The 26,501-nt window shown below is 67.0% G+C and carries 29 protein-coding genes, 1 tRNA gene and 3 pseudogenes; 18 read left to right on the top strand and 15 right to left on the bottom strand.

The window, feature by feature from the left end; all coding sequences use genetic code 11:
- Positions 1-486, top strand: coding sequence for a GNAT family N-acetyltransferase (locus AC07AW_RS09855; RefSeq protein WP_478814917.1), 486 nt, complete (start codon positions 1-3; stop codon positions 484-486).
- 12 nt (positions 487-498) lie between these two features.
- Here the strand turns inward: AC07AW_RS09855 and AC07AW_RS09850 are convergent, their stop codons facing one another.
- The gene (locus tag AC07AW_RS09850) at positions 499-2,541 is read right to left on the bottom strand and encodes an MDR family MFS transporter (RefSeq protein WP_478814916.1); all 2,043 of its coding nucleotides are present in this window, start codon (positions 2,539-2,541) and stop codon (positions 499-501) included.
- Positions 2,542-2,791: 250 nt separating this feature from the next.
- On the opposite strand from AC07AW_RS09850, the gene AC07AW_RS09845 reads away from it, so the two are divergent.
- The 5 genes from AC07AW_RS09845 to AC07AW_RS09825 all read left to right on the top strand — a co-directional run bounded on the left by AC07AW_RS09845 (position 2,792) and on the right by AC07AW_RS09825 (position 7,411).
- On the top strand, positions 2,792-4,066 hold the full coding sequence (locus AC07AW_RS09845) for a peptidoglycan-binding domain-containing protein (RefSeq protein ID WP_478814915.1): 1,275 nt from the start codon (positions 2,792-2,794) through the stop codon (positions 4,064-4,066).
- Between the two features lie 190 nt (positions 4,067-4,256).
- Positions 4,257-4,925, top strand: a complete 669-nt coding sequence (locus AC07AW_RS09840; RefSeq protein WP_478814914.1) for an HAD-IA family hydrolase — start codon at positions 4,257-4,259, stop codon at positions 4,923-4,925.
- A gap of 268 nt (positions 4,926-5,193) precedes the next feature.
- On the top strand, positions 5,194-5,844 hold the full coding sequence (locus AC07AW_RS09835; protein ID WP_478814913.1) for an HNH endonuclease family protein: 651 nt from the start codon (positions 5,194-5,196) through the stop codon (positions 5,842-5,844).
- 203 nt (positions 5,845-6,047) lie between these two features.
- Positions 6,048-6,566 carry a DoxX family protein gene (locus tag AC07AW_RS09830; RefSeq protein ID WP_478814912.1) on the top strand — a complete coding sequence of 173 codons (519 nt, stop codon included), beginning with the start codon at positions 6,048-6,050 and terminating at the stop codon, positions 6,564-6,566.
- A 215-nt stretch (positions 6,567-6,781) separates the two neighbouring features.
- Entirely contained in the window at positions 6,782-7,411 is a 630-nt protein-coding gene (locus AC07AW_RS09825) for a DedA family protein (RefSeq protein ID WP_478814911.1), read from the top strand.
- Between the two features lie 286 nt (positions 7,412-7,697).
- Here AC07AW_RS09825 and AC07AW_RS09820 read toward each other — a convergent pair whose 3' ends face one another.
- Both AC07AW_RS09820 and AC07AW_RS09815 read right to left on the bottom strand, forming a co-directional pair.
- Positions 7,698-7,964 (bottom strand): DUF2277 domain-containing protein, encoded by a 267-nt coding sequence (locus AC07AW_RS09820; protein WP_478814910.1) that lies wholly within the window; start codon positions 7,962-7,964, stop codon positions 7,698-7,700.
- Positions 7,965-8,010: 46 nt separating this feature from the next.
- Positions 8,011-8,238: a hypothetical protein gene (locus AC07AW_RS09815; protein ID WP_392152569.1), complete on the bottom strand. Its 228-nt coding sequence runs from the start codon at positions 8,236-8,238 to the stop codon at positions 8,011-8,013.
- Between the two features lie 188 nt (positions 8,239-8,426).
- On the opposite strand from AC07AW_RS09815, the gene AC07AW_RS09810 reads away from it, so the two are divergent.
- A complete protein-coding gene (locus tag AC07AW_RS09810; protein ID WP_478814909.1) occupies positions 8,427-9,188 on the top strand; it encodes a GntR family transcriptional regulator in 762 nt (253 codons plus the stop codon).
- Here the strand turns inward: AC07AW_RS09810 and AC07AW_RS09805 are convergent.
- Positions 9,130-9,945 (bottom strand): MBL fold metallo-hydrolase, encoded by an 816-nt coding sequence (locus tag AC07AW_RS09805; RefSeq protein ID WP_478814908.1) that lies wholly within the window; start codon positions 9,943-9,945, stop codon positions 9,130-9,132. The two genes, AC07AW_RS09810 and AC07AW_RS09805, sit on opposite strands and share 59 nt — an antisense overlap.
- A gap of 127 nt (positions 9,946-10,072) precedes the next feature.
- On the opposite strand from AC07AW_RS09805, the gene AC07AW_RS09800 reads away from it, so the two are divergent.
- A complete protein-coding gene (locus tag AC07AW_RS09800) occupies positions 10,073-10,522 on the top strand; it encodes a lamin tail domain-containing protein (protein WP_478814907.1) in 450 nt (149 codons plus the stop codon).
- Between the two features lie 83 nt (positions 10,523-10,605).
- Here AC07AW_RS09800 and AC07AW_RS09795 read toward each other — a convergent pair whose 3' ends face one another.
- Entirely contained in the window at positions 10,606-11,097 is a 492-nt protein-coding gene (locus AC07AW_RS09795) for a DUF4231 domain-containing protein (RefSeq protein ID WP_478814906.1), read from the bottom strand.
- A gap of 80 nt (positions 11,098-11,177) precedes the next feature.
- The gene (locus AC07AW_RS09790) at positions 11,178-11,717 is read right to left on the bottom strand and encodes a flavoprotein (protein WP_478814905.1); all 540 of its coding nucleotides are present in this window, start codon (positions 11,715-11,717) and stop codon (positions 11,178-11,180) included.
- Positions 11,718-11,963: 246 nt separating this feature from the next.
- On the opposite strand from AC07AW_RS09790, the gene AC07AW_RS09785 reads away from it, so the two are divergent.
- Together AC07AW_RS09785 and AC07AW_RS09780 are read left to right on the top strand one after the other, a co-directional pair.
- Complete coding sequence (locus tag AC07AW_RS09785; protein ID WP_478814904.1) at positions 11,964-13,496, top strand: serine/threonine-protein kinase; 1,533 nt, start codon at positions 11,964-11,966, stop codon at positions 13,494-13,496.
- Positions 13,497-13,722: 226 nt separating this feature from the next.
- A complete protein-coding gene (locus AC07AW_RS09780) occupies positions 13,723-13,941 on the top strand; it encodes a hypothetical protein (protein ID WP_478814903.1) in 219 nt (72 codons plus the stop codon).
- Positions 13,942-14,053: 112 nt separating this feature from the next.
- On the opposite strand, the gene AC07AW_RS09775 is transcribed toward AC07AW_RS09780, so the two are convergent.
- Positions 14,054-14,476: a DUF6578 domain-containing protein gene (locus tag AC07AW_RS09775; protein ID WP_478814902.1), complete on the bottom strand. Its 423-nt coding sequence runs from the start codon at positions 14,474-14,476 to the stop codon at positions 14,054-14,056.
- Between the two features lie 502 nt (positions 14,477-14,978).
- On the bottom strand, positions 14,979-15,227 hold the full coding sequence (locus AC07AW_RS09770; protein WP_478814901.1) for a hypothetical protein: 249 nt from the start codon (positions 15,225-15,227) through the stop codon (positions 14,979-14,981).
- 93 nt (positions 15,228-15,320) lie between these two features.
- Here AC07AW_RS09770 and AC07AW_RS09765 point away from each other — a divergent pair, with 93 nt between their 5' ends.
- Together AC07AW_RS09765 and AC07AW_RS09760 are read left to right on the top strand one after the other, a co-directional pair.
- Positions 15,321-15,599 (top strand): hypothetical protein, encoded by a 279-nt coding sequence (locus tag AC07AW_RS09765; protein ID WP_478814900.1) that lies wholly within the window; start codon positions 15,321-15,323, stop codon positions 15,597-15,599.
- Positions 15,600-15,698: 99 nt separating this feature from the next.
- Complete coding sequence (locus AC07AW_RS09760; protein ID WP_478815324.1) at positions 15,699-16,166, top strand: DUF4240 domain-containing protein; 468 nt, start codon at positions 15,699-15,701, stop codon at positions 16,164-16,166.
- Between the two features lie 6 nt (positions 16,167-16,172).
- Here AC07AW_RS09760 and AC07AW_RS09755 read toward each other — a convergent pair.
- Positions 16,173-16,929: pseudogene (locus AC07AW_RS09755) on the bottom strand (GntR family transcriptional regulator).
- 77 nt (positions 16,930-17,006) lie between these two features.
- On the opposite strand from AC07AW_RS09755, the gene AC07AW_RS09750 reads away from it, so the two are divergent.
- From AC07AW_RS09750 to AC07AW_RS09735, 4 genes are all read left to right on the top strand, one after another.
- A complete protein-coding gene (locus AC07AW_RS09750) occupies positions 17,007-17,285 on the top strand; it encodes a hypothetical protein (RefSeq protein ID WP_478814899.1) in 279 nt (92 codons plus the stop codon).
- A 308-nt stretch (positions 17,286-17,593) separates the two neighbouring features.
- Positions 17,594-17,773: a hypothetical protein gene (locus AC07AW_RS09745; RefSeq protein WP_478814898.1), complete on the top strand. Its 180-nt coding sequence runs from the start codon at positions 17,594-17,596 to the stop codon at positions 17,771-17,773.
- A complete protein-coding gene (locus AC07AW_RS09740; protein ID WP_478814897.1) occupies positions 17,770-17,994 on the top strand; it encodes a hypothetical protein in 225 nt (74 codons plus the stop codon). The genes AC07AW_RS09745 and AC07AW_RS09740 overlap by 4 nt, the downstream gene beginning before the upstream one ends.
- A gap of 8 nt (positions 17,995-18,002) precedes the next feature.
- Positions 18,003-18,677 carry a GntR family transcriptional regulator gene (locus AC07AW_RS09735; RefSeq protein ID WP_478814896.1) on the top strand — a complete coding sequence of 225 codons (675 nt, stop codon included), beginning with the start codon at positions 18,003-18,005 and terminating at the stop codon, positions 18,675-18,677.
- Between the two features lie 540 nt (positions 18,678-19,217).
- Here the strand turns inward: AC07AW_RS09735 and AC07AW_RS09730 are convergent.
- A pseudogene (locus tag AC07AW_RS09730) lies at positions 19,218-19,322 on the bottom strand (GntR family transcriptional regulator); the annotation flags it as partial.
- Positions 19,323-19,375: 53 nt separating this feature from the next.
- On the opposite strand from AC07AW_RS09730, the pseudogene AC07AW_RS09725 reads away from it, so the two are divergent.
- Positions 19,376-19,598: pseudogene (locus tag AC07AW_RS09725) on the top strand (IS630 family transposase); the annotation flags it as partial.
- Between the two features lie 49 nt (positions 19,599-19,647).
- Here AC07AW_RS09725 and AC07AW_RS09720 read toward each other — a convergent pair.
- From AC07AW_RS09720 to AC07AW_RS09710, 3 genes are all read right to left on the bottom strand, one after another.
- Positions 19,648-21,783, bottom strand: a complete 2,136-nt coding sequence (locus AC07AW_RS09720) for an AarF/UbiB family protein (protein ID WP_478814895.1) — start codon at positions 21,781-21,783, stop codon at positions 19,648-19,650.
- Between the two features lie 17 nt (positions 21,784-21,800).
- Positions 21,801-22,259 carry a hypothetical protein gene (locus AC07AW_RS09715; protein ID WP_478814894.1) on the bottom strand — a complete coding sequence of 153 codons (459 nt, stop codon included), beginning with the start codon at positions 22,257-22,259 and terminating at the stop codon, positions 21,801-21,803.
- Between the two features lie 386 nt (positions 22,260-22,645).
- Positions 22,646-23,479 carry a vWA domain-containing protein gene (locus tag AC07AW_RS09710; RefSeq protein WP_478814893.1) on the bottom strand — a complete coding sequence of 278 codons (834 nt, stop codon included), beginning with the start codon at positions 23,477-23,479 and terminating at the stop codon, positions 22,646-22,648.
- A gap of 367 nt (positions 23,480-23,846) precedes the next feature.
- Between AC07AW_RS09710 and AC07AW_RS09705 the strand changes: the two genes are divergently transcribed.
- Positions 23,847-24,620: a DUF4231 domain-containing protein gene (locus tag AC07AW_RS09705; RefSeq protein WP_478814892.1), complete on the top strand. Its 774-nt coding sequence runs from the start codon at positions 23,847-23,849 to the stop codon at positions 24,618-24,620.
- Between the two features lie 1,036 nt (positions 24,621-25,656).
- On the opposite strand, the gene AC07AW_RS09700 is transcribed toward AC07AW_RS09705, so the two are convergent.
- The gene (locus AC07AW_RS09700; RefSeq protein WP_478814891.1) at positions 25,657-26,259 is read right to left on the bottom strand and encodes a hypothetical protein; all 603 of its coding nucleotides are present in this window, start codon (positions 26,257-26,259) and stop codon (positions 25,657-25,659) included.
- Positions 26,260-26,369: 110 nt separating this feature from the next.
- Positions 26,370-26,444: transfer RNA gene (locus tag AC07AW_RS09695), tRNA-Val, on the bottom strand.
- Positions 26,445-26,501 lie beyond the last annotated feature (57 nt).

Genomic DNA, 26,501 nt, shown 5'->3' with positions numbered 1-26,501 from the left:
ATGGCCCGCATGACCTGGACCATCTCTCCCGAGCGCGTCGACACCCCGGACGCGACCGCCCTTCGGCGCGACTACTACGACGACGTCGCCAGCCGCTACTGGAAGCGGCCCGCGACCGAGGCCGAGATAGACGAGGGCCTGACGAACGACGGGGTCGAGAAGCTGACCCCGCCGACCGGGCAGTTCCTGGTCGCACGGTTCGAGGGAAAGCCGGCCGGCTGCGGCGGGGTCCTCATGCTCGATGCCGAACGCGCCGAGCTGACCCGGGTGTTCCTGCGGCACGCCTTCCGTGGCGCGGGCGGCGCGGGCGCCCTGCTGCGCAAGCTGGAGGAGGAGGCGCGCGGCCTCGGGGCGCGCCGGATGGTCCTCAACACGCGCCTCGACCTGGTCGAGGCGCGCGCCCTGTACACGCGGCACGGGTACGCGGAGATCCCCGCGTACTGCACCGGGCCGTACATGGACATCTGGTACGGCAAGGAGCTCTGAGCCCCGCCGGTTTCAGGCGTGGTGGTCGCCGCCGGGCGGTTCCGGTGTGTGGGGCCGCTCCCCGTCCGGGCCGGACAGCTCGGCCGTCAGCTCCTCCGCCAGCTGCACGAGGTCGGTGGGCCGGTCGGGTCGCCACCAGTCGCCGAGGAGTTCGGCGAGCGACTCCTCCCGGGCCCTGGCCAGTACCGCCGCTGCTCGTACGCCGTCCTCGGTGAGGACCAGCTGGACCCCCTCCCGCGCCACCAGGCGCCGCTCCTCCACCTGCCGGGACGCCTCCGTGATCACCCGCAGGGGTACGGGGGTGACCTCGGCGAGCCGGGAGGGCTCGACGGTCCCGTGGCGGCGGACGCGCAGCAGCAGCCAGCTCGCGGCGGGCTGCAGGTCGAGCCCGGCGCGCTCGGTGATCCTCACGTAGACCGCCTTGCGGCCCTCCCAGGATCCGAGGAGGGACAGGGCGCGGCCGACGTGATCGGCGGAGGGCCGGCCGGCGTCGGGTGCGGTGACCGGGCCGCGCAGCCTGTCCTCCTTCAGGAAGCAGGCGATGACGAAGGCGACGAGGACGACGGGCGCCGCGTACAGGAAGACGTCCGTGATGGACGTGGCGTACGCGTGGAGGACGGACGGCCGCAGCTCGGGCGGGAGCGCTGCGATGGCGCGCGGGTCGGCGGCGACCCGGCCGGGGCCGGCGCCGGGCGGGAGTTCCGTACCGGCGTCCGCGAACGCCGTGGCGAGTTCGTCGGTGAGCCGGCTGGTGAAGATCGTGCCGAAGACGGCGACGCCGAAGGATGCTCCGATCGAGCGGAAGAAGGTCACTCCTGAGGTGGCGACGCCGAGGTCCTGGTGGGAGACGGCGTTCTGCACGACCAGGACGAGGACCTGGATGACGAGGCCGAGTCCGGCGCCGAAGACGAAGAAGCAGACGCTCATCGACCAGGTCGAGCTGGTCTCCGTCAGCCCGTGGAGGAGGAGCAGGCCCAAACAGGTGAGGGCGGTGCCGGCGATGGGGAAGGCCTTCCAGCGGCCGGTGCGCGAGACGACCTGACCGGAGGCGATCGAGGTGATCAGGACGCCGAGCACCATGGGCAGCATGTGGACGCCGGACATGGTCGGCGTGACGCCCCGGACCACCTGGAGGAAGGTCGGCAGGAAGGTCATCGCGCCGAACATCGCGAAGCCGACGACGAAGCTGATGACCGAGACGAGGCTGAACGTCCGGATCCGGAACAGCTTGAGCGGCAGCACGGGCTCCGCTGCGCGCCGCTCGGCGTACAGGAACCAGACCAGGAGTACGGCTCCGAGGACGGCGAGCCCGATGATCTGCGGCGAGCCCCACGCCCAGGTCGTGCCGCCGAGGGAGGCCACCAGGACCAGGCAGGTGGCGACCGCGGCGATGAGGAAGGTGCCCAGGTAGTCGATCGTGTGCCGGGTGGAGCGGGCCGGGATGTGCAGCACGGTGGCGATCACGAAGAGGGCGACGATCCCGATCGGCAGGTTGATGTAGAACACCCAGCGCCAGGAGAGGTGCTCGGTGAAGAGCCCGCCGATCAGCGGGCCGAGGACGCTGGTGCCGCCGAAGACGGCGCCGAAGAGGCCCTGGTACCTGCCGCGCTCCCGGGGCGAGACGAGGTCGCCGACGATCGCCATGGACAGGACCATGAGGCCGCCGCCGCCGAGGCCCTGGACGGCGCGGAAGGCGATGAGCTGCGGCATGTTCTGGGCGATGCCGCAGAGGGTGGAGCCGACGAGGAAGAGGACGATGGCGCCCTGGAACAGCTTCTTGCGCCCGTACTGGTCGCCGAGCTTGCCCCAGAGGGGGGTGGCGGCCGTCGACGCGAGCAGGTACGCGGTGACCACCCAGGAGAGGTGTTCCAGGCCGCCGAGCTCGCTGACGATGGTCGGCAGAGCGGTGGAGACGATGTTCTGATCGAGCGCGGCGAGCAGCATGCCGAGCAGCAGCGCGCCGATCGCGACGAGGACGGTGCGGCGGCTCTGCCCCTCGCCGGGCACGGGGGCGTCGGCGTCGGGGGGCCGGGACGGGTGCGTGTCCTGCGCCATGGGGTCTCCGTCTCCGTGTCCGTCTCCGTGTCCGTCTTCGTGCCGGTCTTCGTACCGCGACGGGCTCCTCCATCCTGATCGGAATGTCCCGTTATGGCCTGCGGAAGGGCACGGCCGTTCGCCCGCCGTACAGACGCGGCCTGCATAATCGCTCGCAGTGGTATCGGGGAGGGGACCCATCATGACCGGACACGTCTGTCCTGAATGCGGTGTACACAGACCTGGCTGCGCCTGCGCCCGGGCGGCGGAAATGGCGGCGGCCGAGGACTTCGACCCGCTGCGGATCAGGCCTTACGTGACCCTGGACGCCTCGGAGGGCCCTGCTGGGCCGTACGAGGCGGGGGCGGGGGGTGTCGGCGTGACGGGCGGCGGCATGGCGCCCGGCGGCGCGGCGGGGGCCGGTGCGGCGGGGCCGGACGTGCAGCAGACCACGGTTCTGCCGGCGTACTCGACGGAGGACGCGGCGACCGCGCACGTACCGGCGTACTCGATGGAGGACCCGGCGGCCACGCACGTACCGGCGTACTCGATGGAGGACCCGGCGACCGCGCACGTGCCGCCGTACTCCACGGACGGCCAGGCGACCGCGCACATGCCGACGTACTCCACGGAGGACCCGCCGACCACCCAGCTGGCGGCGATCCACGCGGAGGGCGCCCTCACGGCACCGATGCCGGCCGCGCACCCGGCCGGCGGCCCCGAGTCGGAGGCGTACCCGACGGCGCCCCATCCGGGCGCGCACCCGGGCGGCTCCGGCGCGCAGACGTACCCCGGCGACTTCGACCCGGAGACGTACCCCTCCGGCCCCGGCCCGGACGCGTACCCCGAGCACGTCCCCCCCGGCGCGCCCGCGGGCGACCCCTCCGAGACCATGCCGCTGCTGCTGCGCGGCGTCGGCGACGTACCGCCCGCGTACGGGCACGAGCGGGCGCGGGGTCGCAGGCGCGGCGTCGTGGTCGCGGCGGTGGCCGCCGTCGCCGTGGCGGGCACCGCGGCCCTGGCGGCGGCCGTCCTCGGCGGCGCGGACGAGACCGACGACCGGGCGGCCGTGCCCGAGGTGACCACGAGCGCGTCCCTGAACATCGCCGTGTCCGAGGCGCCGTCCCCGTCCTCCGAGACGCCGGAGCCGACCTCCTCCTCCCCGACCCCGCACCGCACGTCCGCGTCGCCGTCGTCCACGCCCTCCCCGAGCCGTACCACCGCGAGCGCGGCCCCTCCGGCCGCCACCCCCTCCGCGGCGCCGACGACCGCCGCGGAGACGGCCACGCCGTCCTCGCAGCCGCCCCGGGCGACCGAGGAGGCGGCGGCCACGCTGAGCCTCGGCTCGTCGGGCGACGAGGTCGTCGAGCTCCAGGCGCGGCTGACCCTCGCGGGGGCGTACCACGGCGACGTGGACGGGGAGTACGACCAGGAGGTCTGGCGCGCGGTGAAGAACTACCAGTCCTGGATGTACATCCAGGGTGACCCGAAGGGCGTGTACGGCCCGAACACGCGCGAGGCCCTCGAGCGGAGCACCTGGCTCTAGACCTCCGTACGACCTCCGTACGACCTCCGTAAGACAGCAGAGCAGCGGGCCGCGGGATTCCGGAGTGCGGACCGGTTGGCCAAGACGACCCCGGGTTTTGTATCGTAGAAGAACAAAGTGGCCCCGCCCGCACTCCCTGACCGGTGGGCGGGACCACTTCGTTCTCCACACCACCCCCTCTGGAGACCCGATGCCTGCCACCACCCCGGCAACGCTCACCGCCCGCGCCCTCCTGCTCGACATGGACGGCACCCTCGTGAACTCGGACGCCGTCGTCGAGCGCTGCTGGCGCCGCTGGGCGGACCGCCAGGGTCTCGACGCGGACGAGGTGCTCAAGGTGGTCCACGGCCGCCAGGGGTTCGCGACGATGGCCGTCCTCCTCCCGGACCGCCCGATGGCGGAGAACCACGCCGACAACCGGGTCATGCTGGCCGAGGAGACCGCCGACCTCGACGGGGTCGTGCCCGTCCCCGGAGCCCCCGCCTTCATGGCTGCGATCGCGGACCTCCCGCACGCCCTGGTGACCTCGGCGGACGAGGGCCTGGCCCAGGCCCGTATGGGTGCGGCGGCGCTCCGGATGCCGGAGATCCGGGTCACGGCCGAGATGGTCGGTGCCAGCAAGCCGGACCCCGAGGGCTTCCTCAAGGGCGCGGCGGCGCTGGGCTTCGAGCCGGCGGACTGCGTGGTCTTCGAGGACTCCGAGGCGGGCATCCAGGCGGGCCGTGCGGCCGGCATGCGCGTCGTGGGCGTGGGCCCGCGCGCGGCGGCCTTCGCGCCGGACGTGCACGTCGCCGACCTCACGCGGCTGCGGGTGGAGCCCGCGGCCGACGGATCGATCACGCTGACCGTCCTGGCGTAGCCTCCCCCTCCCCCTTCTCACCTCGCGCGCGACCGGAGCTTCCGGCCGCGCGCGAGGCGCTTCCGGGCCCCCGACCCCCTGACCGCGGGCGGAATCTGGCACTCCATCAGGACACGTCACACCCCTTGATGTGACGTGTCCATGTCGCCACTCTGTTACCTGGCGCACCCCCCACCGAAACCTGGCGCCGCCACGATGACCGGGCCCACCGCCCGGCACCCCACGGGGACGTAGTCAGCCAAGGTCCCCCCGCTTCCAGGGAGTTCACATGCCCGTCGGCATGATCTACGCGCGTCGACTCGCCGTACTCGCCACCTCCGCCGCCCTCACCGTCACCGGCCTCCTCGCCACCGCCCCGGCCGCGCAGGCCGCGATGCCCACCCCGGTCAGCGCCGCGACCGCCCGCACCTACCTGGCCGCCCTCACGGTCAAGGCGGAAGGTTCCACCACGGGTTACAGCCGGGACCTCTTCCCGCACTGGATCACCCAGTCCGGCACCTGCAACACGCGGGAGACGGTCCTCAAGCGCGACGGCGTGAACGTCGTCACCGACTCCAACTGCGCCGCGACCAGCGGCAGCTGGTACTCCGAGTACGACGGCGCCACCTGGACCCTCGCCTCCGACCTCGACATCGACCACCTGGTCCCGCTCGCCGAGGCCTGGCGCTCGGGCGCGAACTCCTGGACCACCTCCCAGCGCCAGTCCTTCGCGAACGACCTCACCCGGCCGCAGCTCATAGCCGTCACCGACAACGTCAACCAGTCCAAGGGCGACCAGGACCCGTCGACCTGGCTGCCCTCGCGCACGGCCTACCGCTGCACGTACGTCAGGGCCTGGGTGCAGGTGAAGTACTACTGGAACCTCAGCGTCGACTCCGCCGAGAAGAGCGCGCTCCAGTCTGTCCTCAACGGCTGCTGACCGAAGCGCCGCCGACTGAAGCACTGCTGAGTTCACGTCAGCGACGGTCGTCGGGGAGTGAGCCGTGCCACACGCTCCCCGATGACCGAATGTTGAACTTGCAAGCACTAATGAGGGATGCCTAACCTTACGGCCTCATCGGTTTTCGTCCCCCCGCGCCCCGTTCCCCACGGACAGGGCCAGGCCGAAGGAGTCCCTCCCCCATGACCGCTGAGAGCACCACCTCAGGCACCACCCCGAGTTCCACTCCGAGCTCGGCCCCGAGCTCCGCCCCCGCGAGCCTCACGGCCCGTCTGAACCAGGCCCAGCCCTACGCGCTCGGCCTCTTCCGCATCGTCGTCGGCCTGCTCTTCGCCTGCCACGGCGCCTCCGCGCTCTTCGGCCTCCTCGGCGGCACCGGGATGCCCGCAGGCACCTGGCCGAGCTGGTACGCGGCGGTCATCCAGCTCGCCGCGGGAATCCTGGTCCTGGCAGGACTCGGCACCCGGAGCGCCGCCTTCCTCGCCTCGGGCTCGATGGCGTACGCGTACTTCAAGGTCCACCAGCCGGAGTCGCTCTTCCCGATCCAGAACGGCGGTGAAGGCGCGGCCATGTTCTGCTGGGCCTTCGCTCTGCTCGTGTTCACGGGCCCGGGCGCGCTGGCCCTGGACCGGCTCTTCGGCGCCGGCGAGGCCACGGACGCGAAGGCCCGCGAGGAGCGGGGCACGCCGGTCGCGGCCTGACGTACGAGCCACTTACTGGAGGGGGCCGGAATCCGCAGCGCGGTTTCCGGCCCTTCTCGGCGCCGGGCCGCCGCTCCCCGCACTGGTCCTCGACAACCGCGGACCTGGTCGCCCCTCGACACCATGTCCCCCACACGAACACCCACCCGGGCCCACTCCCCTCCCCCGGCACCCACCGGCCGCGATCCCCTCACCCCCGCGTAGGCTCTGGCCCTGTGAATCTGCTCGACAGCCTGGGCTCGCTGCGGTCGCTCACCGCCGGTCCGTGGATCTACCCGGTGGTGGCGACGTCGATCCTGCTCGACGTCTTCCTGCCCGTGCTGCCGAGCGGCTTCCTGGTGATCACCGCCGCCACGGCGGCGGCGACGGCCACCGGGGCCACCTCCGGCGTACCGTCGCTGCTCCCCCTGCTCCTCTGCGCGGCGACCGCCTCGACCCTCGGCGACTTCCTCGCGTACCGCCTGGCCCTGCGGGGCGGGGCCAGGCTGGACCGGGCGATCGCCCGATCACGCCGCCTCTCCCTGGCGCAGGAACGTCTCGGCACCGCACTCGCCCGGGGCGGCGGACTGCTCGTCGTGCTCGCGCGCTTCGCCCCGGCCGGCCGCTCCGTGGTCTCCCTGGGCGCGGGCGCGGCGAAGCGGCGGATCGAGGAGTTCCTGCCGTGGTCGGCGCTGGCGGGCGTGACCTGGGCCTCGTACAGCGTGGGGCTCGGCTGGCTGGGCGGCCAGTGGCTGGGCGCGACCTGGTTCAGCGCGGGGGTGTCGACCCTGGCCCTGTTCCTCGCGGGCGGCCTCGCGGCGTACCTCATACGCCGTCCGGCTACGGCTCCGGCACCCGCGTCCTGACGGCGAAGGGCCGAGGACGACCACGTCCTGACGGCGAAGGGCCGAGGACGACCACGTCCTGACGGCGGAGGACCGAGGACGACCACGTCCTGACGGCGAAGAGCCGAGGGCGACCATGCCCTGACCGCGGCGGGCAGAGGACGACCGCGCCCTGACCGCGACGAACCGAGCCACGACACGCTGCGACAACCGCGTCCCGGCAGCGACGGCCGCATCCCGACCGCGACGGACCACCTCTACCGCATCCCGACCGCGACGGAACGCGTCCCACCGAGACGGACCGCGACTACCGAGTCCCGACCGAGACGGGCTGCGGCTCCCGCGTCCTGGCGGCGGCGGGGTGCGAGCCGCGTACCTCCAGGCCGTCGAGGAGTCTCGCGGTCGCGTCGGCGATCTCGTCCACGGCCCGCTCGAAGACCTCGCGGTTGTGGGCGGCGGGCGCGTGGAAGCCGGAGACCTTGCGGACGTACTGCAGGGCGGCGGCGCGGATGTCGTCCTCGGTCGCCTCCTCGGGCAGCGCGGGCGGGCGGAGCGTCTTGATGCTTCGGCACATGCCTCCAGTGTGGCGCGCCCCACTGACAACCGCCCGGAGCCGGCCCTCACCCACCCCCGAGACCGCGTCTGCTCCGTGCGTTGATCTCGGCGGTGCGGGCGCGCAGCTCGTGCAGGGGCGTGGCGGGCTGGACGTCGACGGGCTCGGCCTCCCACTCGCCGCCGCCGTGGACGGCGCGGATCAGAAAGCGCCCGGAGACGCTCTGCACATAGAAACCGACCCGCCCCGTGGCGGTGTCGCGGACGAGGTCACCGACCTCGGGCACTGGCTGCACGCATCCCCTCCGTCCCGAATCCTGAAGCATGGGGACACTCAGGGAAGCGCGGCGACTCCGCCCTGTCAACGTATCTCTAGAGATGTCCCCCGATGGATGGATCGACCGGGCGGGACGGCGTACAGGTGTGCACCTGGGCCGAGGAGCGCGCCGTAGGGTGTCCCGCAATGGAAGGGAGTGGTCCACCCGTGACTGACCAGGACAGCGCTCGTCGGCCCAAGTACCAGCGCATCGCTGACGAGTTGAGAACCGCGATCCGGTCGGGCGCCTTCGCGCCGGGCGATCGGCTCCCCGGCGAGAACGACCTCATGTCGACCTACGACGTGGCCCGCATGACCGCTCGCCAGGCCCTGTCCGTGCTGCGTACGGAGGGGCTCACCGAGGCGCGCAAGGGCGCCGGGGTCTTCGTCCGGGTCTTCCGCCCGCTGCGGCGCCGGGGCATCCCGCGCCTCGCCGGGGAGCAGTGGGGCAGCGGCCGCTCGGTCTGGTCTGCGGACGTCGACGAGGACCGGGAGCTGGTCGTGGACCAGATCGAGGTGGGCGAGACGGAGGCCGGGGACCGGGTGGCGGGGGCGCTGAACCTGGCGCCGGGGGCGCCGGTCTGTGTCCGCAGCCGCCGCTTCGTACTCGATGCCAAGCCGGTGCTGCTCTCGGTCTCGTACCTCTCGGCCGAGCTGGTACGGGGTACGCCGATCGCCGAGCCGGACACGGGTCCGGGCGGCACCTACGCGCGGCTCACGGAGCTGGGGCACCGGCCGGTGCGGTTCCGGGAGGAGATCCGCTGCCGGATGCCGACGGCGGACGAGTCGGACCGGCTCTCCCTGGAGTTCGGGACGCCGGTGGTCCTGATCGGACGTACGGCCTTCACGGGGCCCGGGATGGCGGTGGAGCTCAACGAGATGACGCTGGACTCGTCGTCGTACGTCCTGGAGTACGACTTCGACGCGTGACGACGGCGTCGAACCGCAGTCCGGGGTCGGCGTGGACGACGTCGCCGGGGAACTCGGCGGCGGCCAGGGCGACGGCGTCCGCCGGAGTGGTCCCCGGCCCGACGTGGGTCACGACGAGGCGGCCGGCACGGGCTTCGGCGGCGCTCTTTCCGGCCTGTGCGGCCGAGTGATGCCCGGGCACGCAGCCGTCGGCCTCGCAGACGAACAGATCGCAACCTAGGGCGAGTTCGACAAGGGAGGGACAGGGCTCACAGTCCCCGGAGTACACGAGGGAGGCCCCTCCCGCATCCTCCACGCGCAGGGCGAAGGCGGGCGGACCGCCATGCTCGACGGCGCGCGAACGAAGGGTGAGCCCGCCGATGCGGACGACATGCCCGTCGTACAACTCCTCGACGGCGAAGGCCTTTTCCACGGGACTGCGGTCGGGTCCGCCGCTCAGGAAGCCGGCGAGGCGATCGGCGATGCCGGGCGGGCCGAAGAGGGGTACGGGCAGCGGGAGGTCGAGCCCCGCGTACAGCAGCGCGTAGTAGGTGGTGAGCAGATCGGCGCTGTGGTCGGCGTGGAGGTGGGAGATCCAGATGGCGTCGACCTCGCCGAGCGGCACGTGCCGCTGGAGCTCGGCGAGGGTGCCGGTCCCGGCGTCCACCCACAGGCGGACGCCGCCGCCCTCGACGAGGTAGCCGGAGCAGGCGTTGCCGGGCCGGGGGAAGGGGGTGGCGGACCCGAGGACGGTGATCCGCAACAAGTCGCTGCCCATGAGCCGAGTCTAGGCCGAGCTACCGACAACTGGCCTGAACTTGTGCAGAAGCAGTAAAGATCGTGCGTATTCTGTGGGCTCGCCGGGCCCCATCGGCGGGCGCCCGGCAGAGAACTGAGGGACATTCATGCTTCGCGTACGCACGCTCGCGGCCGTCACCGCGGCCGCCGCCTCCGGCATCCTGCTGCTGCCTTCGCAGGCGCAGGCGGCCGGCTCGGTCCACCTGTACAAGATCTATTACGACAGCCCGGGCACGGACAACCGGTCCAACAGCAGCCTGAACGCCGAGTACGTCCAGATACGCAACACGACCGGCGCTGCGGTCAACCTGCGGGGCTGGACGCTGACGGACGCGGCCAACCACAAGTACACCTTCGGCAACTTCCCGCTCGGCGCGGGCAAGATCGTGACGGTCCGCACGGGCCGGGGCACGAACACCGCCGCGAACATCTACCAGAACCGCGCGGCGTACGTCTGGAACAACGACAAGGACACGGCGACGCTGCGCAAGTCGAACGGCTCGACCGTGGACACGTGCGCGTACAACTCGACGCGGGTGGACTACAAGTGGTGCTGACGAGGCGCGACAGCTGATACCCCTGAGGGCCCCGCGACCGGGGCCCCAGGCTCGGCTCCCCCGACTCACCGAGGCCCCCGGGCTCAGGAGCCCTCCGCCGCCTCCCGGGCGCCGGGCACGCCACCACCGTGCTGCTGCACATCGGAGTTGACCTGCCCGCCGAGGGTCATGACGTTCAGGGTGGCGGAGTTCTCGTTGGCGATGGCCTTCTCGACACGGGAGACGAGGACGGAGAACGCCTCACGCTTGCCCAGGTCGTGGTAGGGCCCGACCTTGGTCTCGAAATAGACCCGCTCGTGCCCGAGCAACTGCTCGGTGGACCGGTAGTTCTTCCACTGCTCGCGATAGCGGTAGACGCTCTCCAGGGACACGGCGGCGACGACCACGACGCTCAGGACCGTGGCGGTGACCCGAGCGAACCCCAGGTCCAGATTCACGAACACCGGTACCAGCGCGCCGCCGACGACGGAGACGGTCCGCATCCGCAGATGCATCGCCTTCATCCGGGTCGCCTTGGTGTCGTACCACCCCTGGTACTGCGCGAGCCTGGTCTCGATGTAGCGCTGCGGCGTCATCTCGCCACCTGGCACCCCTGTTTCGGGCGCGTCCCCCACGTCAGCCATGCCGGGAGTACACCGGGAAGGACGAGTCCACGTCAACTCCCGCCGAAGGAGACCCCGCCCCACTCACGCACGGCGTCGAGACCGAGCCGCCAGGGAAACGGCGCGGGCCCATGCGGCGCGACGCCACCCCCCTCCCCGTCCAACACGTAGACCCCGGCTCCCCGGAGGGTCTCCACGGACCGCTCGAACTGCGGATGCCGGGCGTAGGCGGCGCTGAGACACGGCACGGCCACCGTCGGAATCCGCTGGCCGATCCCCTCGGCAACCACACCGACGACGAACTTGTCGGTGATCCCGAGCGCCCACTGGTTGACCGTGTTGAAGGTGGCCGGCGCGACAAGGATCGCCGAGGCCTCCGGCCACACATCCGGCTCACCGGGCAGCCGGTAGTCCCACCGCACGGGATGCCCGGTGAGCACGGCCAGCCCATCGAGCGACCCGGCTAGCCAACGGGCCGCCGTCGGGGTGAGACCAAGACAGACGTCCCACCCGTCGGCCTGCGCGTCCTCGATGACACGGGCGACCTCGAAAACGGGCTCGGCGGCACTGGCGAACAAGTACAGGGTGCTCATCCCTCCATCCGACCACACCGCTCCTGACCACCCACAATGCCCTGGCAACCACCGACGCGGAACGCGCGACGGTCGGGCCGCGAAAACCCAAAGGCGCCCGGAAAGCAGGCCGAGACGGCTACGGTCTGCCTCGTTCCGACCTGAGCTCCTGGAGGTTCGTTGCTCACGCGTGTCCAGCCCGCCCGCCCCGGCGACCCGAGCCGCGTAGGCCCGTACCGGATAGTCGGCCGCCTCGGGGCAGGCGGGATGGGAACCGTCCATGCCGCTCTGCACCCCGGGGGACGCCGAGTAGCGCTCAAGCTCATTCATCCGGCGCAGGCCGACGACGGCGAGTTCCGCGCACGGTTCAAACGAGAGGTCGCGCTGTCCCGGCGGGTCTCCGGCCCGTGTCTGGTGGCGCTGCTCGAAGCCGACACCGACGCCGACCACCCCTGGCTGGCCACCGAGTACGTCCCTGGCCCCACCCTCGGTCAGCACGTCACGACAGCCGGTCCACTGACCGGTGCCCCTCTGTACGCCCTGGCGGCGGGCACCGCAGCAGCCCTGGCGGCCATCCACGCGGCGGGAGTGGTGCACCGAGACGTCAAACCGGCGAACGTGATCCTGGCGCCGTCCGGTCCCCGCGTACTCGACTTCGGTATCGCCCACGCTCTGGACGGCACCTCGGTGACCCGCACGGGTGTGATGACGGGAACCGCCGGCTGGATCAGCCCCGAGTACTACCGAACCGGCACCGCGGGCGCCGAGGGCGACGTATTCGCCTGGGGAGCTCTGATCGCATACGCCGCGACAGGACGCCTGCCTTTCGGCACGGGAGCCCCTGACGTGGTGGCGTTCCGGGTGATGTCGGGCGAACCCGATATCGCCGGTGTGCCGGATGACTTGCTCGCGATGGTGACATCGGCGCTGGCCAAAGACCCGGGCGACCGCCCGGCAGCGGAGATGCTGGCCGAGAAATGCGCCGAACTCCTGGCCACCCAAACAACCAGCGTCGTACCCCCGAATGCGGACACGCCCACCACCGTCGGGAACCTCGTCGCCACCCACTGGGACATGCCCACCGAGGACGACCCCGCATGGACACTCGCCCGCCGCAGCCTGCTCAGACACCGCGCCGGCCTCTTGGCCGCCGTCGGAGTGACCGCGTTCGCCGTGGCCCTGGGAGGCGGCTATGCCCTCCGCGGACACGATCCGACCGACACGACAACAGTCGACGCGAAACCGGTCGACACGAAACCGGTCGACACGAAAGCCCGCCCTCCCGGAACCACACCACCAACCAGTGCTCAGCCAAGCCCCAAGGCGTCGGCCACATGCCTACCCGTCACGTACAGACTCCCCGACGGCGAGCCAAGCTGTGAACCCAAGGAAGCAATCTGCGAAGACGGCGCACCGTGGTACGTCTCCGACATCAACACACTGTGCGGCACACGCCCTTCCCCCCAGCTTGTCCACCTCGTCTCCCAACCGGAAACCGGCGGCGATCCCGGCACAGTGTTCTGCGTCTCCTGGACCGGCGAAGAAACGGCAGCCGGCCGCAACGGCGCACTTCTCTTGAACGCCCCCGGCTATCAGTGCGGCGCCACTCTCGTGGGTGCCGTCGACGGCCAAGCCGTACATCTGAACGGCGAGTCGAGCGTCTTCTACGATTCCCCCCAAGACTGCAACCCCGCCTACCCCGGGACCCGCCTGACCTACCCGGCGATCCTCGACTACAGCAGCCTCGACCCCGAGGTACCACGGGCGTACGTCTGCCTCATGCAACACACCGGCGCCTGACGAACGACACTTGCGGGGACGGACGGTTTCGAACCGCCGGCATCTGGCTCGTCGTGCCTGCCACCCCGGTGGACGACCGATCGGCCGAGCCGAAACACACCGGCGGAGCGTGGGACGCCACCGCTACCGTGCGGGCATGAAGAGGGGCCGAAAGCACTGGCGGGACGGACTCGGGACACCGCGGACGTTCGTTCTGTACCGCACACCTGACGCATGGCGCTGTGCCATGTACTTCTCCGGCGGCATCGTCGACGGCTACCTCGCCGAACCCAGCGCCGACAGCGAACCCGGCGAAGCTCAGACAGCCGCACACGCCAAGGCCGAGGAACTGACCGGCCAACCGCTGACGATCTCCTGGGAGACAAGCGACGAACCAGGCTGGTGGACGGGAACCATCACGCCCGGCCCCACGGATCCGACGACACCCAACTCTGCTACCGGTTGACGGAGAATCTCGCCGAGAGCCGCAGAGGGGCTCTGTCGGCCAGGTCGGTTGCTGGGGTTGCGGTACGGCGCTGCAGTACCGCAACCAACCCGAAAGCCTGTCGCCGGCTCCCTCATCGACCAGGACGAGGAGCAGCACCGTCCGACGCGTCTCCGGCACGCCGAGCAGTCACCAAGTAGCCCGCGAAGCGAACGTCCGGCCGGGACTTCGCCCACCCATCCGCCTTCTCGGACGGAACCAGCACGGTAGTGCCGGGAACGGGGTAGTGGTCCTCGGACCTGCTGCCCATGGGCACCGCGTAACGACAGTGCACCTCGGCGATCGTCAGCACCTCCAATAAGGCGGGTGGACAGTCGTCGCCGTGGACGTGATGGTCCTCCCGGAAGTCGATCCCAGTCGCACGTTCGCCACCGACGACGTCCACGAAGTCCCCGGGATCAGCCTCCAGCAGCGTCCACGAGACGACATCCCCCGGCGCGAAGGTCTCCCCGCAGCACTGGATCTGCCAGCCATCGACCCAAATCGTCAACGTCATACCGCCATTGTCTGCCGATTAGGGCCCGTTGTTGTCGACGGTGGATGTCAGCGGACCAGGTTGGGAGAGGGACAGACTCCAAGGGTTCGCCCGGGCGGTCACCCCAGCGCCACCGGAGAACAACGAACTCGCTTCCCACCCTCCTCGCGCAGGTCGCACTCGGGGCAGCGGGGGCCTTTCACGCCTCGGGACTCTCAGCTCGGACCCCACTCCCTCTCACCGCGCCGCCACGAACAAGAAGTCGCACCGCGTCCTGCACACCGCCCTCGATGTCGTCGGCCTCCGCTGGCAGAACGTCGACCTCGACAAGCTCAACCGTGGATGGCATGTGGCACCCACGCGGCATGGGAAAGCCCCCAACCGTGATCGGTCGAGGGCTCTCCCTTGGTGTGCGCGGACGGTTTCGAACCGCCGACATCTGCTTTGTAAGCTCGTGCAGATCACGGTGGGCGAGGGTCCACCCCAGCTCGCGGACACCAGGCAGGGCCGTGCAGAGCTGCTCTCATCCGCCGTCGTTGATGTCAGATTTGGATGTCACCTGGCGCCGGTCCGCGAACGGCCGCCGACGGTCCGAGGCGTCCCCGACCGGGGGATAGTCCCTGCCGAACATCACGTAGACGGGGTGCTCGGGATCCCCGGCTTCCATCCGCACGGAGATGTCCACGTCGTGGTTCGCGAACCGGTGCAGATACTGGACGAACAGCTCCAGCTCCTCATCGGACAGCCGCTCGTCGTGCCGCTCATCATGCATGTCACCCTCACTACCGACTGATCGACGGGGCCGGACGATACCCGAGCCGAAACACACGGGCGGCTCGCCGGGCTCCAGCGCTACCGTGCGGGCATGAAGCGCGGACGAAAGCACTGGCGGGACGGCTTCGGGACACCGACGTCGTTCGTCCTGTACCGCACGCCTGACGTGTGGCGCTATGCCATGTACTTCTCCGGCGCCATCGTCGACGGCTACCTCGCCCAGCCCGGCGCCGCCAGCGAACCCGGCGAGGCCCAGACAGCCGCACACGGCAAGGCCGAGGAACTGGCCGGCCGAGCGCTGACTATCTCCTGGGAGGCAAGCGGCGAACCAGGCTGGTGGACGGGAACCATCACGACAGAGGGCTGCTGATCGGAATCTCGTAGACGATCCCATACAGGTTGGCGGGGCGCTCCCTGGTGTTTTGGCAGCGTGAATGTCAGACCGCCCTGACATCCTGCGCCCGTGAGAATGACATGGGCCGACTTCTGGGCACTGATAGCCACCCTGAACGGCGAAGCCACCCACGCGAACTGCCAGCGCCTCGCCGAAGAGCTGAGCCGCCGTCCCGTCCCCGACATCGTCGGCTTCGCAGAACGACATGCTGAGGCACTCTATCGACTGGACCAGGAGAAGTTCGGCACTCTGCCGGTGGTCGACCTGACGGCCCGGTTCGGCAGCCCGTTCCCGCAGCCGTCCGACGTGTTCCTGTACGCGCGCTGCGCTGTCGTGGCGGCGGGGCAGACTGTGTGGGAGAGCGTCTTCTTCGACGTCGAGAAGTTCGCTCCGTACACCTCAAGCGAGCGTGACGGCGAATGGCTGCTGTACGTGCCGGACAAGGCGTACGAGCTAGCCACCGGCGAGGAGTGGGACCGCTCCACCCGGCACTGCTTCGAGGGCTACTCCAACAGGGACGGCTGGCCAGACCTGCGGAACTGAGGCGAGCTACCTCTTGATCGGGATCTCGTACACGATCTCGCAAAGCGCAGCAGGCACGACGATGTCGGCCGTCTCTACGGGGCGCCCCTCATCGCTGTAGTAGGTCCGTCGGATGTGCGTGACGAGTGCAGCTTTCTGGATCCCGAGGAGTGACGCTTCCTCGGCGGTCGCCTGCCGCGGCTCCGGCTGCTCGACGGCATGGCTGACCGTGACCCCGATCTCGGCCATCCGGTTCACAACGCCGGCCCCGGCGTGCGGCCCGCCCTCGGGAAGGACGACGAGGGTCCCGCCAGTGAGGTCGTACGGCTCCCAGCTCGTCGACAGCTGCACGGGCCGCCCCTCGGCAAGGAACTCGTACACGGTCCGGACACACAGCTCGCCCTCACCGATCCCAAGCCGCGCAGCAATCTCCGCCGGCGCGGACACCTTGGCATCGGTCCGGCTCTCCCAGCCGCCAGTCCGCCCCCACGGCCTTCATGTCCGCCCGGAACGGCGACCCGTCGGGCTGCTCGCGCGCCGCGGACCGAACCATCCGCACCCGCTGCCGAGGCTCGGCCACGTAGGTCCCGGACCCGGCCCGCCCCTCCAGCACACCCTGGGAGATCAACAGCTCCTGGGCGCGACGGACGACGTTCTCGCCCACCCCGCACTCCTGGCCGATCTGGGCCCGCGAGGGCAGCCGGTCTCCAGGAGTCCACTCGTGCTCCGCGATCCGCCGCCTCAGTTCGTCGGCGATGCGGAGGTATGGCGGCTGCTCAGGCATATGGAAAATCTAGTCCACTAGCTCTAATCTAGTTAACTAGCTTCACTCAAAGTGATCGCCGGTGACGGAGGCTGCCTGTGCCTGCTCCAGAGGTAAGCGCGGAGGCCTTGGCCGCCCGGCTGGCCGCCGTCGGACTCGCCACACGCGTGGAAGAGCACCCCCGGCACACATCGATCGAAGCGGAGGTACCGGAATCCCTCCCCGCCGAGACATGGCGGGAGGTCCTGGAAGTAGTGGCCGCGGCGGACCGATTCGGTCTCCTGGCTACCAGCCTGGGCGGCCGCACACTCTGGGCCGCCGTGAACAAAGTGGTCCCCGCGACGGGCGATGTCCGGGGACCTGGCCATCAGCGATAGGAGCTGATCAGCATGTTCAACCGTATCCGTCACGCCATCAGGCGCACCAGGGAGCGGCACGCTCCAAGGGCCCGACACGGCAAGGCCTTAACACCAACGCGCCCGACGCCCACCCACCCCAAGCCGTCCGAGGAACTGACACTGTTCCTCCGGCAGCTCGGAGACCGCACAAACTTCCTCCTGGGCGAAGAGACCTCCCTCGTCCGCCCGTACGTCCTGGCCAGCGAGCAGTTCACTCGGCAGAGCTCGGTGCCGGTCCCGCACTTCCTCCTCGCCCACACCTGCTTCGTGCCGGCGGAGGTCCACGGATGACCCGCGTTCCCCCGGCGCTGGCCACGCCCTACGAGTCCAGCGCATGCCGGATCGGCACCCACCAGGAGTGCGCACACTCCTCCCCGACGACGGCGCCGATCGGCATCCCGGTCGTCTACGAGGCGTGCGCCTGCTTCTGCCACTCCGCGACTACGTCATCGGAGGCGGCCTCGTGAACGGCCTGCCCTCCAGCGGCGCACTCGCTTCCCCGGTCGAGATCACCACGGCCACCGTGCAGCGCGGCGACGTCATCCAGATCGGCGGCCAACCGTGCCGAGTGGCCGACCTCCGCCAACTGCCCGGCGGAGCCAAACGCCTCCTCTTCGAGTCGGGCGAACTCCTGACCATGCACACCCGTACGCGGCTGATCGCCGTACGAGTGCTCAGAAGGTGGTGAGCGCCCTCATGCCGTCCCTACGCCAGACCATCGCCGCCGACCTCCGGGATCAAATCACCACCGGCCATCTAAAGGCCGGCGCCCGTCTCCCCTCAGAGCCCCGCCTCGCTGCGGACTACAAGGTCAGCACCCCGACCCTGCGCAACGCCCTCGCGCTCCTCCAGGCCGAGGGCCTGATCGAGAAGATCCACGGCAGGGGCAACTTCGTCCGTCGCCCTCTCCGCAGACTCACGTACACCGAAAGCCGCCTCACCCCGGACGCAGACCTCCACGTCACGATCCGCACCACGAACCTCCGAGCACGCGGAGACCTCATTTCCCTACTCAAGGTCCCCTCGCGCACCCCGCTGACGGAGTTCCTCTGCCTCACCCACCAGGGAGAGAGGCCGCACAGCCTGGCCCGCGTCTACGTCCCGCGCGACCTGGAACCGACCGAACTGCCGTGGTGGCCAAGCCCCGGACGGGCTGAAACCCGAGAAGTGGTCGCCGCCCGACTCCCCACCCCAGAAGAGGCCTCCGCCCTCCGGCTCAGCACCTCTCTGGCCGTACTCGCGATCACGCGAGTGTCTGTCGACATCACAGGCCGCGTGATCGAGGCGGCTCGCCTGATCCTCCCCGGCGACCGCGCCGAAGCGCTCTTCACCACTCACCACACGATCGAAGAGATGAGGACGGAAGGATGAAAGCCCACAGCGAGCTCCGCCTCCTGCCGTGGTCCGGCCCCGATGGAAAGCCCTGCTACCTGAGCACTGACGACGACGACAGCCGCCTGTCCCGCCTGGCCGACACCACCGAAGCCGCCCAACTCGACGTCGGCCAAGAGCTCCTGGAGCACGCCATGGAGGTAATCGCCGATGCGGAATCCGGGCCGGCGGAACTTCGCCTCCTGGCGAGGGATCTCACAGAAGCTTTGCGGGACACACTCCGCGTGGCCGTAAGCCGCGGCCACCGCCTCCCTGCGCCGGACTCCGCCGCGCGCGGAGAAGAAGATGCAGGCCCTCAGTTGCCCGCGGCAGCCTTCGGTTAGCAGCTATCCAGCGCCAAAGAGTCGAAGCCCCGGACCAAAGGCCGGGGCTTCTCTGCCCACGGCCCCGGAGGCCCCGTATGTCTGAAGTGTCTGCGCAGTTCAGCGTCCTACGATCGGGAGGCCAAGCTCTTTCGGTCCGCGAATAGGCCGCATCCCGCGAGGCGCCGTTGAACCTCACCAGGCATTGATGCTGACACAGAGTGCGCCGTTGATGCCCGTTGGCCTGCCGCGGCCCGGGCTGCTCGACAGCATTGCTGACCGTGACGCCGATCTTGGCCATCCGGCTCACGACGACAGCTCCGACGCCAAGGTGCCTGAGTAAGTCGTCTCGCACTCCGGTCCCTACTGCTCCTGCTCATCGCCGACCACGAGGACTGGCTCACCGTCGCCCATGCCCTCGGACCTGAACCCGCAATAGGGCATCTGGTCGCTGGTCAGCGCGACATCGGCAACCTCGCCACAACCGACCTCGGCCAGATCACCCGCGACGTCAAGCGCAGGCTCAAACAAATCTAGTACCGCCCAGACCTGATCGACATCTGGTCTCGCCGGCACCAGCCTGATCATCGACGACTGACCGACACCGCACTTTCAAGTCAAAACAGTTGGCCTACTGGATGCGATATTTAGCGTCGCAGAAAGATGAAAACGAGGTACCGGGCGTAGGACAGACAGCGCACCTTGTTCGTCAACATAATCTGCGACCGCTTAACTTCGCTAGCTTCGTTCGCCATAGAACGGAAGCCTGCGATTTCAACATCAAGCGCCGCCAACCGGGCGTGGAATTCCGCGATTTCACCCTGCTGGAGATCGGCCATTTCCGTGCGTGCGGTGATCGTTTTGCGGCGGACATCTTCCCGCTTGCGTTCAGCTTCATCGTTAATCGCGACTTCCCGTTTAGCTATTCCCGAGAAGCGATCATTGAACTTGCATCTGATTCGTTTTTCTTCATCCCCTGGCAGTTCAATCGAGCACGCTGAGCGAGCCTCACTCTCGCATCGCAGCCTCCACTTTCTCAAAGCAGAAGCCTTACCGGGGCCAATCCCTGGAATCTTGACCGACCGGCCATCACTAGTCAAGATCCGAACATTCGATCCGCTCTTCGTTTGATTGACCCCGGCGATATCTGCCGCACTGAGGATACCCGCTCTTGCGAGTGCAGCCTTATCCTTCAAAGTTATGACACTAAGGCGTGCATCCGCGATCAAATAGGTAGGCAGCTGTGCTTCTATCCAAGGTTGCTGGAGAGGCATCAATGCACTGCCTAGAGCGCTCTGCAAATCGCCTTTTACCGACTTCAAGTCACTATAGACTGCTTCTGCAGCAGCATTTCTCCACGACTCGATTCGAGCTAGACTTGAGTGGAGTTGATGAGTCAACTCCTGATTTCTTTCAGCGTGCACCTCGACCATGCGTTCCTGCTCAGCGAGGATACTAGAGCGTTCCTTTGAAGCGGAAAGATACTTAGAAGCTGCCTCCTGCGCGTAGCTAAGTAGCTGTTCCAAACTCCTCTGCTCATTTCGCATAGCTGTAATTTCGGCCCGCTTATAGTGCATGCGCGAGGACCCCACGAAGAACGTAACCGAAAGCAGGAGAAAGATTATAAGGGCAGCGCTGATACCTGACGCGAGGAACACTGCCGCTCCCAGCGAGAGGGTGACAGAGAGAAAGCCAAGTAGCGCCAAGACTCCTTCCTCCAGGCGCCATTCTTCAAATCGCACGACCGGGCTGATTTCCTGAATGACACGTGTGGGCATGTGCTCATTGAGCCATTCCGGGATACCGCTTTTTGCGTCAGTCGAACACTGCCCGTCACTGGCTCTCGATTCATCGTGCTTCTTGCCGGCGCGAGAGAGTCTGTCATCTAGCGCCGGAACCTCATTTAGTGGTAGTCCACAAAGCACTTCGAGCCATTTCATGGCTTCGCTAATTTCCAGGTTCCTATGACGGACTAGTCCTGGGAAATGTGCAGATCCTTCCGGATTTTCGAAGTCGTCCTCCGTCAGAATCAGGTAATCGCCGTCGGGCTCGTGAAGTTGTGTCCATATCGAAGCGTCTGCCGCGATAGCAACAAGTGAAACGTAGATTACCCATGAAGAGAAATTGTCTACGCTGAGATCGAAATCTTCGATAGACCGGTTCGGTGATTGGTAGTTTCGGTGTCCGACCTCGTTACTCTTCTGCCCACTGAGCGAAGGAACGAACATGCCATCATAGTCCACCAACCGTAGAGTAAGGTCGTCGGTGACCAGAAGATTTCCATGCTGCAGATCCCCGTGGGCAATCCCAAGCTTGCGTAGATCCTCTATTAGGTCGAAAAATTTGCAAGCCAACGCGGCTACAGCAGCTTGGTCTTCGTGGTGCTCGTCCAGCCACTCCGTAAGGCTTTTCCCCTCGACCCACTCCATTACGAGAATTGGGTATCGATGCCCCTCCACAAGTATGCCGTCAGGAATGTATTCGAAGTCAATCTTCCAAGGCTGCGAAAGGATTGACTTGTCAATCTTGTCAAGGTGTTCAGTTACTTCACGATACCTATTTACCCGATCACTCACTGGACGCGTGAAGCATTTCACTGCCGTACGCTGCCCATCGGTACCGACAAGCGAAAGTACAATTGCCGAGTTTCCCGAAATAGGCTTCGGCATCCCCATAGCATCCCTGACCGGACGCGCGCTTTTCAGCGCCGAACGGGCAAAGCAAATTTGTGGATTCTGTAGCGCCGTGACGTATTGAGCCCCACTGGGAAGCTTATTGACCACAGTTTCTCGCGGATTTCTCATTCGTTACCCGTGATGCGGATGTGCATGAGAGTAATATCGTCGTTCCTGAGATCCCCGCGTGCGATAAGATTCGTGAGCCAACCCTCTATCCCGTTGCCTCCGTCTGCTGTGTCCGCTTGCCTGATGCTATCCAAAATCGCCGACATCTCGCCAATGTTTCCCCTTTCGGTTACGTCGAGGAACCAGGCGGCCAGGGAGTCTGTCATTAGGAGGAAGTCGTCACCGCGTCTAAAGTTCCCCTGCGTGAATTTGGTGTGGTGACAAACCCGCTCGATGTCGGTCTTGCTACCTAGAAGTTTTGGCGTTATATCGAAATCTTTGGACGATTCGACTGGAAAATGCGACATGAGGGTATGTCCGCGGATGTGCAACAGGCAGGAGTCCCCTAAGGCTGCAGCGTGCCAGGAGCCAGCCAACGTTGGCGAGTTGTTGCTCTTCTCGAAATGTACCGCCAAGAAAGTAGCGAATGAGCCCTGAGCGATCTTTGCTTCTTCGTACCAGCGAAGAGGGCGGGACGAATTAGAGCGAAGCTTAATGTAGGCAGCGAGCCATGACTCCCAGCTGTTTTGAAGCTGGGAAACGCACTTTCGGAAACTATCCCCGGGACCCCCGATGGATTCTGGTACGGCATAGACTCTGTTCGCGGTCTCCTTAGTGATGATATGGGACCAGGTTCGGGCATGAATGCTTTCAGAGGCTCCGTCAGAGACTACTGCTACGACGGTTTGAGGACCCTCACGTTCGTTAGACGGCCCGCTCACGCAATAGGCAGAGTCCTCACACTCATCTGCGGTGCTACCCCTTTTGGGGATGATGACTGTTCGTGAGATCACGAATTTTGTCACCGGAGATCGGAGGTTCGGGTGCCGATGTCGAGAAATTGCACGATTGCGCTGATGTCCGCGTTGTAGACAAATCCGCGAGTTTCGTCGGTCACTCGATGCCCTAGAGAATTTGCATAGGAACGCATGTGGCTCGGGAGCCGACTCGACATCGAAAAAAGAAGACGGGAATAATCGTCAGGCAGCGCAGTCTCAGAGTGAGGAAATGTCATTGGGTGTCCCCCTGATTCAGACACATGCAGGTTAAAAAGAAGCGCCGCGCCGTCTGCGGTAGTCAACTTGCAGATTTCGGCGCCGGCTTCTGCAGGGTCGCCATCAGTTGATTGCCCATCAGTGAGGTTTAGTACAATCGGGGGGAAGCTGCCAGGGTGCTCTGCTACCCAATTTTCTACCAGGCTCTTCGCATATCGCAGTGCCATGTTCATAGGAGTTCCTCCGGCTGCGGCTGGCTCCAGCCAAACAGGAAAACTGAACGCCGAGTCCACGAGGCCTCCGGCACCGTCAGGCACCTTTCTGATCCGCTGGTCCACCCTCGCAGGGTTGTCTGCGATTTGCGATAGAGGGACAAGGTCGCGATCCGCAAGCTTCCCGCTGAACGCGGACTCTACAGTTCCTCCGTAGCCAATAACTGCCACCTGGAAATAGTCCCGAACGCCACTTTCCTTGGCGCATTTAACCGTAAGCTCGAAAAGGAGACGGTTGATGGAGTCGGCGACTACCTCGGATTTTGGCTGCGGCATTTCTCCGCCAATTAGCTCTGCCATAGATGTGGATCGGTCGACCAGGAAAATTAGACAGGCTGGGTTGCTGCGGCTGATCTCTGCCGTGTACATCGTCCGGACCTCCAGCTGTGATGGCGAGTAGTTGGGCCGACTCGCCCAGCTGCGGCAAGCCTCTGTCAAGGGGCACAGTCTAGACGGGAGACCAGGTCATGGCAGGGGTTTGGCTCAGCACGCAAGCCGGCAGAGCCTCCTGAGGTCGAGGCTTCCTGTTACCGCGAACGAGCTGCGTCTGCTCACGGCAAGGCAGACCAAGCTCGCGGCATCAAAAATGGAACCCAGCATTCCGCACTGATCGAAGGCGTTACATTGGCTACATTGACGCAGGAAAGATCGGGGAGGGTGCATGTCAGGGGAGCAGAGCGGCGCCGGAAGGCAGCTGGCTAGATCTCTCAAGCGGCAGGCTGCCGAAGCAGAGACGATGCTGATCATGCGCCGTAGGGCAAAAAGATGGTTTTGGGTCTTTTCGGTAGTTTTGGCAACTGCTGTGTTGGTTGCATCGCTGGCTTCCGCGGCGGCTTGGGGTAACGAAGTAGTTGAGAAAGTAGATCTGATTTGTGGCGTTCTCGCTGTGATTTCTGGTACCGCTGCCTTGGGTATCAATGTTTGGACTCGCCGCCGCGGGTTGCCTGGCCTCGAAGAGGCTGAGGCGACGCTCGAAAGAATCCGTGATGATCTACGGTGGACCGAGGCAGGCAATGCCGTTTCCAGCGAGTTGAGTCAGAGTCTCTACAGGGCCGATATTGCAGCTCACATCTCCCAGTACCAAGACGAAAGCGACAAATATAGGAAGGTTCATAATCGTCTCCAGTCGGTAATTATCATCGGTTCCCTTTCTACTACCACTGTGGCCGCACTGCAGTCGGGGGAGATGACGCTCGATAGGTGGCTCACGGTAGGTCTGAGCTTCTCCGTGGGGCTGGCTGCTGGATTTATGGGGTACTTCAAGTTCCGAGAGCGCAGTTTTTACCTCCAGCAAACGGCTGATTTGATCGAGCAGGAGGTTAATGCGATGACGTTGGGAATCGGCGACTATTCCGGCTTGACGCGGCCGGAAGCCCTTGCCCGCCTCGTTGAGAGGGTTGAAGTTTTCCGGAATGAGCAGCGACGTCGGCAGCAGCAGCTAGACCAACCTGTGGAGGAGCACGTCGCCGGTTCAGCTGAGTGGAGCCGATCGTCAGGCGCCGCCGGCTGAAGTAGCGGTGGCCCCATTGATCCGAAACGGTTCGGGTTCTGAAGGAGGTGCAGGCTGCGAACGTGTCCCTTTTATGACGATTCAGCAAGGGCTGGGGGCGGAACGTTTCACATTGGCCCATGGGGTTGCGGACGGCTGTGGGACGGCCGCCGCCATAGTGCGTCCTGCTCCCGTCCCGTCTGCCGTCGACCCACACACCGTGGAGCAGGCGCGGTGCCGGGCGTCCAGGTGGAGCGCGCCACTGTACGAACGACCTGGACGCCCGGTGCCGTGTCTGCTCGGCTCTGCCTGGGTCGACGGCAGACGGGACGGGAGCCCCCCACCATCACACCCCACCGGCCGGCACCCGCCCACGGAGCCTCCTCCATCCCGGAGCCTGAGCGCCCCCGCCGGAAGCATCGCCTTGAGCCGCACTCGCGTACCGCCTCGGCCGCTCCGGGGTTCGTCACCCATCAACCCGAGCCGTCAGGCGTGCGGGCTGGCGGCCGGGCTGGAGCGGGGCGCAGACAGGAGCGCAGGCCCGGGTGACGGGCCGCACGCGCCGCGCCGTGCGCGGCGGGTGCCTTGATGAAGTAGAGAAAGTCTTATCGCGCCGTGGTGCCTGGGACTTCAGAGAGCGATCGGCTTGTGAGACAGGGCTCTGTCGACGATCTGCTCTGCTGTCGGCTCGGGGGTGGAGGGCCAGTAGATGTAGTCGCTGATGTGTGGGCAGCTCAAGCCTTGACGGAGGACGTCCACGGTCTCAGTCCACTCCTCGTCAGACAGCTCTCCGTTCATCAGGCGGCTCACGAGGTTGATCGCTTCGTCCCGGGTCATCCTCGGCTGACGATGCCGGGTCACGGCTGAACGACCAACTGGCGGCCTCGTGGCTGCGCACGTGGATCCGTGACCCTCCAGGGGGCGGATCGCGAAGACCTTGGACATGCCTTCTTCCCTCTCCGCCGGCGCGAACCAGCCGACCACGATGTGCGCGTTGGAAATGCGTTCAATGTCGCCCGACTTGTCCCCTCAGCTACGGCTGTTCCCTCCAGCTCCTTCACGTGCCGCTCGGCTGATCGGCTGCCCAGCGGAGGACGGCATCACGGACCTCCGCCTGGGAAGCTGACCGCGTCCGGTGACGCTCGGCGGCCGTGCCCGCTTGGTGAACCACCTCGTAAGTGTCGTCCTCGTCGAGCAGGACTTGGATGTACCAGTCGCCCTCATCGTGGTCGGTCATTCGCTGGAGCAGCAGGTGCTCTCTGCGCCGCAGCTCGGCAAGCATCGCCTCGATGGTGGGGGCGCCGGGGTCACGGACCAGCCGTCCGCTGGCGGCCAGCGCGACAAGCTTGAGCGGACCGAGTCCCTCCTTCTGATGCCTATCCCGGAGCCACCCTTTCTCCTGGCCAGTCAGGAGAGGCGGCGGTACGGGGGGGCCGTCAGGGTTGTAGACGGCTATGGGGTCTTCCGGATCGGACCACGAGCCCACCGTCCACAGGCGGTACGTGTGGACGCCACCCTCGGCCAGCCGCACCGCAAGGATTTCCGGCGCGGGAGGACCGGGGATGCAGCGACCCGCATCCTCCCCGTACGGGCCACCGTGGAAGATGGCGTGCATCCAGCCCTTCGGCGGTCTGCCGGTCGTGTCGAAAACGTCCTCCACCGTTCCCCCTTCGACGGAATCGCAGCCCGCTAGTACAGGTGACCATGGGCGTTGATGTCAGATGTAGATGTCAAAGGCCCCCAGTCATGATCGACTGGGGGCCTTTTCCCTGGTGGGCGCGGACGGTTTCGAACCGCCGACATCTGCTTTGTAAGAGCAGCGCTCTACCCCTGAGCTACGCACCCGTGGAAGAGGCAACAGCCTACATGGCCCGGGGGTGGGTGCTGCAAATGGATGGTCCG

The organism is Streptomyces sp. NPDC044003 (genome assembly GCF_056435185.1).
The sequence above is the reverse complement of the archived record's forward strand: the minus strand, read 5'-3'. Positions and strand labels throughout refer to the sequence as shown.